The 13,052-nt window shown below is 41.3% G+C and carries 10 protein-coding genes; 3 read left to right on the forward strand and 7 right to left on the reverse strand.

What is annotated here, in order from left to right; genetic code table 11:
• Nucleotides 1–14: 14 nt before the first annotated feature.
• The 3 genes from uvrC to ACKWCF_RS10240 all read right to left on the reverse strand — a co-directional run bounded on the left by uvrC (nucleotide 15) and on the right by ACKWCF_RS10240 (nucleotide 4,498).
• The gene (uvrC, locus tag ACKWCF_RS10230; RefSeq protein ID WP_409477486.1) at nucleotides 15–1,940 is read right to left on the reverse strand and encodes an excinuclease ABC subunit UvrC; all 1,926 of its coding nucleotides are present in this window, start codon (nucleotides 1,938–1,940) and stop codon (nucleotides 15–17) included.
• A complete protein-coding gene (gene uvrB, locus ACKWCF_RS10235; protein ID WP_409477487.1) occupies nucleotides 1,937–4,024 on the reverse strand; it encodes an excinuclease ABC subunit UvrB in 2,088 nt (695 codons plus the stop codon). Before uvrB ends, uvrC begins: the two co-directional genes overlap by 4 nt.
• Before the next feature lie 66 nt (nucleotides 4,025–4,090).
• Nucleotides 4,091–4,498 (reverse strand): GFA family protein, encoded by a 408-nt coding sequence (locus ACKWCF_RS10240; protein WP_409477488.1) that lies wholly within the window; start codon nucleotides 4,496–4,498, stop codon nucleotides 4,091–4,093.
• Between the two features lie 92 nt (nucleotides 4,499–4,590).
• Here ACKWCF_RS10240 and ACKWCF_RS10245 point away from each other — a divergent pair, with 92 nt between their 5' ends.
• A complete protein-coding gene (locus ACKWCF_RS10245; RefSeq protein ID WP_409477489.1) occupies nucleotides 4,591–5,325 on the forward strand; it encodes a helix-turn-helix transcriptional regulator in 735 nt (244 codons plus the stop codon).
• A gap of 1 nt (nucleotide 5,326) precedes the next feature.
• Here the strand turns inward: ACKWCF_RS10245 and cysS are convergent, their stop codons facing one another.
• The 3 genes from cysS to ACKWCF_RS10260 form a co-directional block, all read right to left on the reverse strand.
• Nucleotides 5,327–6,784 (reverse strand): cysteine--tRNA ligase, encoded by a 1,458-nt coding sequence (cysS, locus tag ACKWCF_RS10250; protein WP_409477490.1) that lies wholly within the window; start codon nucleotides 6,782–6,784, stop codon nucleotides 5,327–5,329.
• Between the two features lie 10 nt (nucleotides 6,785–6,794).
• Nucleotides 6,795–8,297, reverse strand: a complete 1,503-nt coding sequence (gene gltX / locus ACKWCF_RS10255; RefSeq protein WP_409477491.1) for a glutamate--tRNA ligase — start codon at nucleotides 8,295–8,297, stop codon at nucleotides 6,795–6,797.
• Between the two features lie 85 nt (nucleotides 8,298–8,382).
• Nucleotides 8,383–8,877: a CarD family transcriptional regulator gene (locus ACKWCF_RS10260; RefSeq protein WP_409477492.1), complete on the reverse strand. Its 495-nt coding sequence runs from the start codon at nucleotides 8,875–8,877 to the stop codon at nucleotides 8,383–8,385.
• A gap of 272 nt (nucleotides 8,878–9,149) precedes the next feature.
• Between ACKWCF_RS10260 and aqpZ the strand changes: the two genes are divergently transcribed.
• Nucleotides 9,150–9,890 carry an aquaporin Z gene (gene aqpZ / locus ACKWCF_RS10265; protein WP_409477493.1) on the forward strand — a complete coding sequence of 247 codons (741 nt, stop codon included), beginning with the start codon at nucleotides 9,150–9,152 and terminating at the stop codon, nucleotides 9,888–9,890.
• Between the two features lie 7 nt (nucleotides 9,891–9,897).
• Here the strand turns inward: aqpZ and recG are convergent, their stop codons facing one another.
• Nucleotides 9,898–11,985: an ATP-dependent DNA helicase RecG gene (gene recG, locus ACKWCF_RS10270; RefSeq protein WP_409477494.1), complete on the reverse strand. Its 2,088-nt coding sequence runs from the start codon at nucleotides 11,983–11,985 to the stop codon at nucleotides 9,898–9,900.
• A gap of 66 nt (nucleotides 11,986–12,051) precedes the next feature.
• Here recG and ACKWCF_RS10275 point away from each other — a divergent pair, with 66 nt between their 5' ends.
• Nucleotides 12,052–12,999 (forward strand): HD-GYP domain-containing protein, encoded by a 948-nt coding sequence (locus ACKWCF_RS10275; RefSeq protein ID WP_409477495.1) that lies wholly within the window; start codon nucleotides 12,052–12,054, stop codon nucleotides 12,997–12,999.
• The last annotated feature ends 53 nt before the right edge of the window (nucleotides 13,000–13,052 follow it).

Consider the following 13,052-nt stretch of genomic DNA (forward strand, 5'->3'; position numbering starts at 1 on the left):
GCGCAACTCAACAACTACTCATCTGTTACTTCGGTCGAGTCTGCAGTTTCACTGTCAGGCTCGTCTGAGTTTAAGTGAATCAAAATTCTTTCTGCTAACACCCGATTAAAAGTTTTAAGCGCCGCTATAGTTTCGACATCAGATTCTTTGATGGCTTCAACCGACGGAAACGCTTTAAGTAATAATGTTTTACGTTTTTCACCAAGACCGGTGATCGCATCTAACTCACTTGATAAACTGCGTTCTTCACGGCGTTTTCTATGAAACGTGATCGCAAATCTATGCGCTTCATCACGAATCCCCGTTAAAATATGTAAGGCTTCTGAATTAGATTTAAAAGTGACCGGGTTTGAACGCCCTGGCAGAAAAAATCTTTCTTCGGTTGATTCAACTTCTTCAGCTTTAAAGTCAGCTTGCGTTCTAGCTTTGGCCAATCCTACAACTGAAATATTTGTTTTGCCGATCTCTTGTAAAATACGGATGGCTTGCGAAAGTTGGCCTTTACCGCCGTCGACCACTAATAAATCGGGGTCTTCATACTCAGTGTGCTTAAATCTTCGCGATAAAACTTCGTACATCGATTTAAAATCATCAACACCTTCAACGGTTTTAATAATATATCTGCGGTAATGATCTTTACTTGGGCGACCTTCTTCAAAAACCACTTGGCTGGCCACCGTTTCAACGCCTTGAAAATGTGAAATATCAAAACACTCAATACGCTGCGGAATCTTTGCCAAATGAAGTTTGGTCTTAATTTCGTTTAAGCCTTTTAGTTTTTCTTCTTCTTTTGAAACTAGTTTTTCAAAATGCGCTTTGGCATTTTGTTCGGCCATCTCTAAAAGTTTTTGTGCTTTTTGATCGTGACCGTAGCGAATCACCACTTCTTTACCCGAGCGTTCATGTAAAACGTCGTGCAATAATTTATTCAAATCACCGCCCAGATCAATCACGGTTAAAATTTCATCCGGAATAAAATTATCTTCGTAGTACTGATTTAGAAATGACGTAAACCATTCAACCACGGACTCATCAGGTGATGTGATATCTAAACCACCTAAGTAATGCGGTCTTGCCCCGATCACGCGGCCTGAACGCACATGCAGCGTTTCAACAACAACCCCACGGCTATCACCATGAAAACTAATAATGTCTTGATCAAGCTCAGACGCATCATTAATCACCGATTGTTTTTCTAAGATATTTTTAACTGACCACATCGAATCACGAAGTTTTGCTGCCACTTCAAATTTCTCTTCATCTGCAGCTGCCATCATACGTGCTTCGATATCTTTAATTACTTTTTTGCTGCGGCCTTTTAAGAAGTCTTTAGCGCCTTCAACTTCTTCACGGTAATCATCTTTTGCGATGTATTTCACACAAGGTGCGGTACAACGACCAATTTGATAAGTCATGCACGGACGTGTGCGCGTTTTAAACATATGATCAGTGCAATCACGAATTTTAAAAACGCGGTTTAAAAAACGAATCGTTCCCCAAACAGCACCGCCTGAAGTGTATGGGCCAAAATAAAGCGCCCCATCTTTATGAACTTTTCTGGCTAAATATAATCTTGGAAAATCTTCGCCCCAAGAAAGTTTAATGTAGGGGTAAGACTTATCGTCTTTAAGACGAATATTGTATTTAGGGCGGTGTTTTTTAATGAGCGAAGCTTCAAGTAAGAACGCTTCAACTTCAGTCTTTGTTAAGATGTAGTCGATCTTATCAATATTATGAACCAAAGCTTTGGTTTTTGCTGAATGATCGGCCGAATTTAATAAATAACTGCGCACACGGTTACGAAGGTTTTTAGCTTTGCCGACGTAGATAATTTTATCGACCGTCGATTTCATTAAATACACGCCAGACTGAGTCGGAAATTCTCTGACCAGTTCTTTTAGTGTTTCAATTTTTAATAAACCTTCTTCAAACTTACTCATTTTTCTTTAGTATTTCCACCCTCGGACTCACCTAAGTGCGCATCGCGCACTTGTAACTCTAAAATCTGTAGACGCTTAATTTCGTCACGCACTTTTGCGGCTTCTTCAAATTCAAGCTCAGCTGAAAGTCTTTTCATTTTATCTTTGAGCTTATTAATTTCATCCTGAATTTTATTAGGCTTAGCCGAAAACTTCGCCATTTTTTCGGCGGTTTTATCTTTTTCACCTTTAAGTTTGTACGCACTAACTGATCCATCAAATAGGTCGCCAAGACCTTCTTTAATTTTCTTTTTAATCGTCTGTGGCGTAATGCCGTGTTCTTTGTTGTACGCATTTTGAATCGTGCGACGACGAGCCGTCTCATTCATGGCTTTTTTTATTGAATCAGTTTCGCGGTCCGCATAAAGAATCACATGCCCATTGGCATTACGGGCCGCGCGACCGATTGTTTGAATGAGCGACCTTTCAGAACGTAAAAAACCTTCTTTATCGGCGTCAGTAATACCCACTAAAGACACTTCAGGAATATCTAAACCTTCTCTAAGTAAATTGATACCAACTAAGATATCAAACACCCCTAAACGCAGATCGCGAATAATCTCAGTACGCTCAAGTGTATCAATATCACTGTGCAGGTATTTAACTTTCATGCCCAGTGATTCAAAATACTCTGTTAAATCCTCAGCCGAACGTTTAGTTAGCGTAGTAATTAACACACGCTCGCCTTTAGCAATACGTTCACGTGATTCTTTTAATAAATCATCGATCTGTGTTTTTACCGGACGAATCTCTACATTCGGATCAATCAGCCCTGTCGGGCGGATGATCTGTTCGATAATTAAACCTTCAGATTTTTCTAATTCATAATTCGCAGGAGTCGCCGACACGTACATCACTTTATCCATCAGTTTTTCAAACTCTTGGAAATTCAGTGGTCTATTATCTAAAGCCGAAGGTAAACGAAAGCCGTGTTCAACAAGCGTTGACTTACGAGCGCGGTCACCACGATACATGCCCCCGATTTGCGGAACAGTTACATGCGACTCATCGATAATTGTAACGAATTCTTTCGGAAAGTATTCAATCAATGTTGGCGGCGGTTCACCCGGGCCACGGCCAGTTAAATGGCGCGAGTAGTTCTCAATACCTGAACAAAAACCAATTTGCTCCATCATTTCGATATCGTAATATGTACGTTGCTCTAAACGTTGAGCTTCTAGAAATTTAATATTGGCTTTAAGTTCGTTAAGTCTGTGACCTAACTCATCTTGAATCGTCACGATGGCGCGTTTTAATGAATCATCACCTGTGGCATAGTGCGATCCAGGATAAATACCGATCTGATCCATTTCTTCGTAAACCTGCCCTGTTAAAGGATCAATCCACGAAATTTTCTCAATATAATCACCGAAAAATTCAACACGAATCACACGTTCTTCTTCGTATGGCGGGAAGACTTCAACCACATCCCCGCGCACGCGGATTGTTCCGCGCGTGAAATCCACATTGTTGCGGCTATACTGAATACGGATTAACTCACGTAAAAAGTCATCGCGCTTTAATTTCTGCCCTTCGACGATTTGAACCATCATACCTTCATAGGCTTCAGGCGAACCTAAACCGTAGATACACGACACACTCGATACGATAATCACATCACGGCGATCAAAGAGCGAGCGCGTGGCACTGTGGCGCATACGATCGATCTGTTCATTAATCGCTGAATCTTTTTCGATAAACGTGTCGGTTGAAGGAACATAAGCTTCGGGTTGGTAATAGTCGTAATAAGAAACAAAGTACTCGACCGCATTTTCCGGAAAGAGCTCTTTCATCTCAGAATAAATTTGTGCGGCTAGTGTTTTATTGGGTGCTAAGATTAACGCTGGCTGATTTAACTGCGCAATGGTGTGTGCCATCGTAAAAGTCTTACCTGAACCGGTAACACCTAAAAGCGTTTGATGCTTTACTCCGTTTTGAAAATTAGAAACCAGCGTCTCGATTGCACGAGGTTGATCGCCCGCTGGTTTAAACGGAGATACTAATTTGAAGTTCTTCTTAAAGGCTTTCTTTTTAGCTTCTGCCATAACATGATATGTTAAGCCCAATTGTTAGGGCTTACAACCCCAACCAAGCTTGACCACGGGCGCCACTCATAAATGGCGAACCTCGGCTGGTTTATTCCACCAATTGTTATTTAAACCATCGAAGTAAGTAATCGGTGCCGCGATTAACTCTTCTGGCTGAACGTCTTCAAGGCAAGATAAAGCAATAGAGACATAATCCCCACCTATCTCTTCAACATAGCCTTTACCAAAGGGACGGCATCCACAGGTCTTACAGAAAAGATGGTGGCCACTGAATGTTCCGAACTGATAATCAGATAAACTTTCAGCTCCCGAAACAAGCTCAAAAGCCTCCGGTTTAACGATCACACTCCAATTACGTACTTTGTGGCAATAAGTGCAATTACAGCGACCCGTGCCCTTGCTGAGGTCGATTTGCGCTTTGATTTTCACCGAACCGCAGTGGCAAGAGCCATGATAAGTTTTTTCAGCCATATAAGAATTCCTTTCTTGAATTCGTGTCTTTATGCTTTTCATTATCGGCGTAAATATGTCATAATATGGCATATTTGTTTGTAGAAAGAATTATGGCTAAAAGTACCTATCTCGCAAAGAAACAACGCTTAGACCGCCTCTTAGGAATCCTTAAGAGCGAAGATCATTCTACAACTGAAAGCATTGCTAAAAAATTGCGAATAAGCCACCGCACCTTAATGCGCGACCTTGATGAACTTAAAAATTCAGGAATTCCGGTTGAAGCCGACCGCGGACGTGGTGGCGGTTTACGTTTAAATGCACAGTGGGGCTTAGGTCGTTTACAACTAAACCATAAAGAATCGTTAGATTTAATTTTATCACTCGCTGTGATGGAAAAATTAAAGTCACCGATGTTACTGACGCACGTAAGATCACTGCGTGATAAAGTTTTTCAATCGTTTCCCGACGAACACCGCAAAAAACTACAATCGATCAGAAAAAGAGTTTTAATCACTGAAGTGGCCGAAGCTGAAACACTGGGAAAGCCTGCAGAAATTCCTGCAAATGTACGTAATATTTTACAAGAAGCGTTTTTTGACATGAAGGTGCTAAAGATTTTCTATCAAGATGCAAAGAACAATATTACCGAAAGAAATATCGAATCGCATTACCTGCTTTTAAGCTGGCCTTTTTGGTACATCATCGCCTGGGATCACCTACGTAACGACATCCGCTCATTTCGCATCGACCGTATTACGAAAGCCCAAATACAAAGTGCAGGCTTTAACCTGCACCACCAAGATCTTTTCACTTCAAAAGTGCAAAGATTTTCAGAAAGTATTTAAACTATTTGCTCACTTCCCAGAAGCTACCTTCTGGAGTGTCGCTGACGTTGATATTCATCGCCGTTAGCTTTCCGCGGATTTCATCAGACTTTGCGTAATCTTTTGTTTGGCGGGCCAACGAGCGCGCTAAAACTAAAGATTCTACTTCGTGCTCATCAATACCCGCTTTTTGTAAAAGCTTTTGATCTAATGAACGTAAGAATTTTTCAGCGGGCATTTGAAATAACGCCAACATCTTACCAAATTGCATAATAAATTCTTTAAACTGTTTTGCACGACCGGCCAGCGTTGGGTTTGTTTTCATACCACGTTTAAACTGACCGTTGAATTTACGAATCTGTTCAAACATTACGGCAAAGGCTTGTGGAGTACCGAAGTCATCATTGATGTGTTCCATGATTTTTTCCCATGAAGCATCAAGCTCAACTTGGTATTTCGCATCAGCATGACCGTCTTCAGCGATAAAGCTATCTGCTAACGCTAATGATGAATACACACGAGCAAGACCTGATACGGCCTGCTCAATCGTTACATCACTAAATTCACCAACACTTCTGTAGTGAACTGATAACATCATCCATTTATAAATTTCTGGATGGTGCTCTTCTAAAAATGTACGCATGTTAACGATATTACCTAAAGATTTCGACATCTTGCTGCCGCTGAAATTTAATAAATTCCAGTGCATCCAGTAATTCACGTAGTGTTTACCCGTGCAGCCTTCAGACTGCGCGATTTCATTTTCATGGTGTGGGAATACTAAATCCAAACCACCACCGTGAATGTCGATCTGATCACCATATAAACCATGAACCATCGCCGAACATTCAATATGCCAGCCCGGACGCCCCTCACCCCAAGGTGAAGCCCAGCTTCCGCCCTTAAGGTCTTCATTCGGTTTACGTGATTTCCATAAAGCGAAATCAAGCGGATGATGTTTTTTATCGTTAGCTTCAATACGAACACCCACTTGCATATCTTCTAATTTACGGCCTGATAAAGCGCCGTAAGTTTTAAACTTATCAACCGCGAAGTTCACATCACCATCAGCTGCGTAAGCACTGCCGTTATCCACCAGCTTTTTGATAAACTCGATAATTTGCGGCATGTACTCAGAAACTTTAGGATTGTGATCATGCGTACGAAGACCAAGATCAGCGAAATCTTTTTTATATTCTTTAATGTACTGTTCAGAAACTTCAGAAGCAGTTCTTCCTTCTTCAACCGCGCGGTTAATGATTTTGTCATCCACGTCAGTAAAGTTTAAAGCGTAATCCACTTTGTAACCTAAGTACTCTAACCAATTTCTTACGAAATTAAAAAACACCGGCCCACGAAAATTACCCACGTGAAGATATGAATAAACCGTCGGTCCACAAACATACATTTTAACTTGGCCCGGAGTGATCGGTTTAAATTCTTCAGTCTTTTTCGTCAGAGTATTATAAATCTTAAGCATTACGATATCCTTATCCTAATTTTGCCAAAACCTTATTTACGCGCGTAAGTAAACTTTGTTTCGTCATTAACGGAACAAGTAATTTCACTTCAGTGCCATGTGGTTTTCCGATAACAGCCACACGGATCGGCATAAATAAATTCTTTCCTTTAACATTCGCACCCGTTTTAACGGCGTTTTCAATCGCTACGAAATCAGCTTCAGTGAAAGTTTCTGTCGCGTGAGCTTCGATTTGATTTTTCCACGTTGTTAATACAGCCTTTGTTGGCTCCCAGCCTAATGCTTCATTTGATTCATCACTGATTTCAAACTTTGAATCATCAAGAGACTGATAAAGCGCTACCGCATCCGTTAAAATTTCTAATTTTGGTTTAAAAGTTTCAACCGACTTCATTTGCCAAGCGGCATCGCCCGCTTCTTTCGGTAAATGAATACCCGCAGCCACTAAATACGGCTTAACTTGATTCCAGATTGTTTGGCTATCCTGCGCACGTAAATACTGTGCATTCATCCATTTAAATTTCACACGGTCAAACACCGCACCCGATGCATTTACGCGATCAAGCGTAAATAATTTGATCATCTCATCCATTGAGAAAATTTCTTTTCCTTCAGGGTGAGACCAACCAAGTAACGCCATAAAGTTATTTAAAGCCTCTGGCAAATAGCCGTCTTTCATAAACTGATCGCAAGCAACTGCGCCTTTACGTTTAGAAAGTTTTTGACGGTCATCATCTAACACTAATGAGATATGCCCAAACTGTGGTGTTGGCCAATTCATACCTTCATAAATCATCAATTGACGTAAAGTATTTGGTAAATGCTCTTCCGCGCGCAATACATGCGAGATCTTCATCATGTAGTCATCAACCACACAACAGAAGTTATAAACAGGCATACCGTCTGAACGAAGTAAGACGAAATCACCCACCATGTCTGACGGAAAGCGCACTTCACCGCGAATTAAGTCATTAAGTAAATAATCTTTGCGTAAATGTTTTGTTCTAAAACGAACAACCGCTGTCTTACCTTTAGCTAATTCAGCTTTGGCTTGATCAAGTGTCCACATCTCGTAAGGTGATTCAACGTGTGCGTTTTGGTTAATCGCTTTTACGCGCGCACGTTCAGCCTCTAATTCTTCATCTGTCATAAAGCAGTAATAAGCCTTACCGTTAGCGATAAGCTCATCAGCGACTTTTTTGTAAATATCTAAACGCTGTGATTGGCGGTACGGAGCATATGCCCCCATATCTTTTAACGTGACCGGATCAACGCCTTCATCCCAGTTAAGGCCAAGCCATACCATGTCTTGAATCATCATTTTTAACGATTCTTCTGTTGAACGAGCTTGGTCAGTATCTTCGATACGTAAGATAAATTTACCGTTATTGTGTTTTGCAAATAAAAGATTAAATAACGCTGAACGAGCGCCACCCACGTGAAGATAGCCTGTTGGGCTTGGGGCAAAGCGCGTGCGAACTTCAGTAAAACCAGGATTCAAAGTAACTGACATGAATAACTCTCCAAAACGAAAAAAGCCTAAGTGTTCGACTTAGGCTTTATATTCTGACTTAGAATTTATAACGAGTAAACGATTACTACTTCGAGTCCAAGATAGTTCTCACTTCTTGGTCTTGGTTCATGACGTCTTTAACGTCAGCAGCTAAATTAAGCTCTTTTAAAAGGTAGCTTTTCGCTTTTTCTAACATTTTCTTTTCGCCAAAGCTTAATTCTTTGTCGACTTTTAATAAGTACAGATCACGTAACACAGCAGCGATCTCGAAAACCGAGCCTGTATTGATTTTGTCTGTGTATTCGCGGTAACGACGGTTCCACGTTTGCGTGTCAATTTTAACGTTTTTATCTTTAAGGATATCAACGACTTTGAACGCTTCTTCTTTAGAAATAAGAGCTCTAAGGCCAACAGATTTGATATTGGCCGCAGGGATCATTACTTTCATACCAGTCTCTAAAATGATAACTGAAAAGAACTCATGCTTTGCGCCTAAGATCTCTTTAGTTTCGATCTTATCAATCCTACCGACTCCATAGCCGGGGTATACCGCATGGTCTCCAACTTTAAACTGTGACATCGATCCACCTCATAACACATCCTGAGCAAAAAACCCACTCATGACGTCTAGATGTTCTAACACTTTTGACACCTCCCATCAATGAAATGATCAAAAAACGACCAAGAAAGTTAAGGGGTGTAAAAACTACCTTGAAGATTCGCCTACTCTTTTTACGAAGTAACCATCTACGTCACTCACTTGATTGGGGCATCTCGGGTCTTGTGAGCTTAACTAAACAGGCCTACGATTTTTAGTGGTTTTGCTGAACTTTAAACCCGAAAGGAATGGTTATGGATTTACGAAAAATAACGACTGAAATTATCGGTACCGCTTGGCTGGTGTTAGGAGGCTGTGGCTCGGCTGTTATAGCCGCCGCTTTTCCAAATGTGGGGATTGGCTTATTAGGAGTTTCGTTCGCCTTCGGGTTAACGGTTCTAACCATGGCTTATTCGATTGGCGCTGTTTCCGGCTGCCATCTTAACCCCGCTGTCACTATTGGTCTTGCGGCCGCAGGTCGACACCCTAAAGGCGAAGTTATTCCCTACATTATTGCGCAATTAATCGGTGGCGTAATCGGCGCTGGAATTTTATATCTGATCGCTTCGGGAAAACCGGGCTTTGATGTGGTCACTTCGGGCTTTGCAGCTAACGGTTATGCCGAACACTCTCCTGGCGGCTATTCGATGATGTCAGGGTTCATCACAGAACTTATTGCAACAGCGTTTTTCTTATACATCATTTTAAGTGCCACTGATAAAAAAGCACCCGCAGGTTTTGCGCCGCTTGCGATTGGTTTAAGCTTAACACTCATTCACTTATTAACGATTCCCGTGACCAACACTTCTGTGAATCCGGCACGCAGCCTTGGGCCTGCCTTATTTGTCGGAGGATGGGCTTTACAACAAGTATGGTTATTCTTCGTAGCGCCGATTTTAGGGGCAGTGTTTGGAGCCATCGCCTATAGCGTGACTGTGAAAGATAAAGAGCCTGAAAGTAAGTTATTTAAAAAGCCCGCTGAAGCTTCGACTTAAGTTTACTTTAACCTACGCCCGCAAGAGCTTGCGGGCCGTAGCTTTTAAGTAACTCTTCACGCACAAGTTTATTCTCGAGCTTTTGCAGCTTCGGATCATTCGCTAAAAGCTCAAAAGCCGCATCGCGAGCCTGTTTTAACAGAGCAAAATCACGCACAAGGTTGGCTATTTTAAAACCAGGAAGACCTGATTGACGGGCCCCCATAAACTCACCTGGGCCACGAATTTCTAAATCGTATTCGGCGATTTTAAAACCGTCGTTGGTTTTTTCCATGAAGGTTACGCGATCTCTGGTTTCTTCACTGACCGCATAACCCATAATCATCACACAAAACGATTTGTATTCACCACGGCCCACACGGCCACGTAACTGGTGCAGTTGCGATAACCCAAATCTTTCGGCGTGTTCAATAATCATTAAGTTCGCGTTCGCTACGTCAACACCGACTTCGATCACCGTTGTTGAAACCAGCACATCAATTTCATGATTACGAAACTGAGTCATGATTTCATCTTTTTCTTGCGCCTTCATTTTACCGTGCAAAAGACCAAAACGAATTTTAGGAAACTGGTGTTTTAGTTTTTCAAATTCTTCAGTGGCATTTTTAAGATCAATTTTTTCACTTTCTTCAACCAGTGGGTAAACCACATAACACTGACGGCCTTTTTCAATCTGCTCAGCCATAAAACTCATGGCATTTGAGCGTTTTGATTCGGTCACCACACGCGTTTGAATAGGCGAACGCCCGGCTGGCATTTCATCAATAATTGATACATCGAGATCACCATACACGGTCATAGCTAACGTTCTTGGAATTGGCGTTGCCGTCATCACTAAGAAATGTGGCGACTGCCCTTTTGATTTTAAATATCCACGCTGGGCTACGCCAAATCGATGTTGTTCGTCGATGATCACTAAAGCTAAATTTTTAAATTGCACCCAGTCTTCAATCAGTGCATGCGTGCCGATTAAAAAATGAATTTCTCCGGCAATCAGCTTTTCTAATAGCTCTTTACGCTCTTTAGTTTTGGTTTTTCCCGTTAGTAATCCCAGTTTTAAACCTAACGGTTCTAAACGTTTAACGGCATTGTTGTAGTGCTGCTCTGCTAAAATTTCAGTGGGCGCCATCATACAGGTTTGATAGCCCGATTCAAAGGCGTAGAGTGCTGCCATAAAGCTCACCATGGTTTTACCCGCACCCACGTCACCTTGAACTAAACGGTTCATCGGTTTTCCCGACTGCATATCTTTTTTAACTTCTTCAAAAGCTTTTCTTTGCGCACCCGTTAAAGCAAATGGCAATGATTCAATTAATTTTAAATTAATGGTGTCTTTATTTTGAACTGCGACGCCTTTTTCATTTTTAAGACCCATTTTTTTCGAAGCTAAATATAGCTCCAACCAGAAAAACTCTTCGAAAATAATTCTTTCATGGGCTTTTGAAGTTAAAGTCGTTAAACCTTCAGCGTTTTCAATTTCAGGAAAATGAATTTCTTTTAACGCCTGTTTGCGTGGGATTAATTTATTCTTCTGCATTAAACTTGGTGGAAGAATTTCTGTCGGCCAGTCTTTAAGTTGAAGATAAGCTGACTGAATCATCTTCTGCATTTTGACAGAGCTAAAACCTTCGATTTCGACGTAAATCGGAAGCAACTGATCCACATTTTCTTCATCGGGCACAACATCTTTAATATCGGGATGATGAAATTCTAATTTACCACGGTAGTTTGTGACTTTTCCGATAATGCGAACTTCGGTGCCGGTTTTAAATCTTTCAAAATAACCTTTGTACGGTGTTCGAAAAAACTTACAGCGAATTTGCCCAGACCCATCGCGGATGAGCACATCATAGATTTTTCTAGACGATCTTCCCATGGCGTAAGAACTTATGCTCATCACCATCGCTTTTAATGACACGAGCTCATTTTCTTTTAACGAAGCAATGTTCCTAGCCGCACGTCTGTCTTCAAACGCCCGCGGGTAGTTTTCTAAAAGATCTTTGATGGTTTTGATCCCATTTCGAGACATGAGGGCCCCTAATTTAGGTCCTACCCCTTTTAAATACTGAATGTCGGTCTCGAAATTTATAGGCATGAATATATCGTATTTAAGAATGAGAAATAGTCAAAGTTTCCTTACATTTTTTCCGATAAGTTTCTTATGAGCACCAAAGGTTATTTCAGAATTCGTTTAAGTACAATCCGTCCTTCCGAGGACATTCCATTTGCTATTTACATCTACATTGATGGAAAGATGGTCGAATACGTTCGCTTAGGCGATAAGTTAGCGGCTGAAAAAATCGCAAGTCTGCATGGCCGCGATACCGGTGAATCATTTTTTGTTGAGGAAATTAACAAACCGCTTTACCGCGATTACGTTAAAGACTCGATGAACTCTTCAAAAATTAATAACGATCAAAAAGCCACGATCTTACGCGAAAGTTCAATTGCGATCTTAGAAGATCTTTTTGAAGCTCCCGATGTAGGCCAAGCGATCGAAGAAACTAAACCGATCGTTAAAGATCTTTTAGAGTTTATGGAAAACGCGCCCGAATCAGTGGGCGGTTTAATCAGCTTATCAGGACATGACTTCTATACATACAACCACTCTTTTGACGTGAGCATTTATTCTTTAGGTTTAGGCTCAGCATTAGGCTTTGATAAAAAGACGATGGAAGAATTGGGCTTAGGCTCACTCTTCCACGATGTAGGTAAACGTATGGTGGCCTTAGATATTTTATGTAAACGTGGGCCATTAGATGATTCTGAATGGGTGCAAATGAAGATGCATCCGCAATTTGGTCTTAAAATTTTAAATGAATCTCCAAATATCACTGACGGCATTAAAGCGGCTTGTTACGAACACCACGAATCGTGGAAAGGTGGCGGTTACCCGCAAGACCTGTCAGGACAAGAAATTCACCCGTTTGCCCGTATCGTGGCCTTAACAGACACGTACGATGCGATGACAACTCAACGTTCTTACAACGTACCTATGCGACCTGTTGAAGCTTTGAACATGATGAAAGAAAAGCTTACGCATAAGTTCGATCCAGAAATGTTAAAAGCCATGTATTCCGTTTTATTCAAAATGGATAACGCGGCTTAACAAGAAAACCGCCCCGCATAGTTCACGACAATTGACACTTTAGCGAACCCTTT

It is taken from the genome of Pseudobdellovibrio sp. HCB154, from assembly GCF_046267985.1.
In the GTDB taxonomy this organism is placed as follows: domain Bacteria; phylum Bdellovibrionota; class Bdellovibrionia; order Bdellovibrionales; family Bdellovibrionaceae; genus Pseudobdellovibrio.

Bases quoted from the DNA above. Each gene is read 5' to 3' on its own strand.
- uvrC (WP_409477486.1), bottom strand. From the start codon at position 1,940: ATGAGTAAGTTTGAAGAAGGTTTATTAAAAATTGAAACACTAAAAGAA.
- uvrB (WP_409477487.1), bottom strand. From the start codon at position 4,024: ATGGCAGAAGCTAAAAAGAAAGCCTTTAAGAAGAACTTCAAATTAGTA.
- ACKWCF_RS10240 (WP_409477488.1), bottom strand. From the start codon at position 4,498: ATGGCTGAAAAAACTTATCATGGCTCTTGCCACTGCGGTTCGGTGAAA.
- ACKWCF_RS10245 (WP_409477489.1), top strand. From the start codon at position 4,591: ATGGCTAAAAGTACCTATCTCGCAAAGAAACAACGCTTAGACCGCCTC.
- cysS (WP_409477490.1), bottom strand. From the start codon at position 6,784: ATGCTTAAGATTTATAATACTCTGACGAAAAAGACTGAAGAATTTAAA.
- gltX (WP_409477491.1), bottom strand. From the start codon at position 8,297: ATGTCAGTTACTTTGAATCCTGGTTTTACTGAAGTTCGCACGCGCTTT.
- ACKWCF_RS10260 (WP_409477492.1), bottom strand. From the start codon at position 8,877: ATGTCACAGTTTAAAGTTGGAGACCATGCGGTATACCCCGGCTATGGA.
- aqpZ (WP_409477493.1), top strand. From the start codon at position 9,150: ATGGATTTACGAAAAATAACGACTGAAATTATCGGTACCGCTTGGCTG.
- recG (WP_409477494.1), bottom strand. From the start codon at position 11,985: ATGCCTATAAATTTCGAGACCGACATTCAGTATTTAAAAGGGGTAGGA.
- ACKWCF_RS10275 (WP_409477495.1), top strand. From the start codon at position 12,052: ATGAGCACCAAAGGTTATTTCAGAATTCGTTTAAGTACAATCCGTCCT.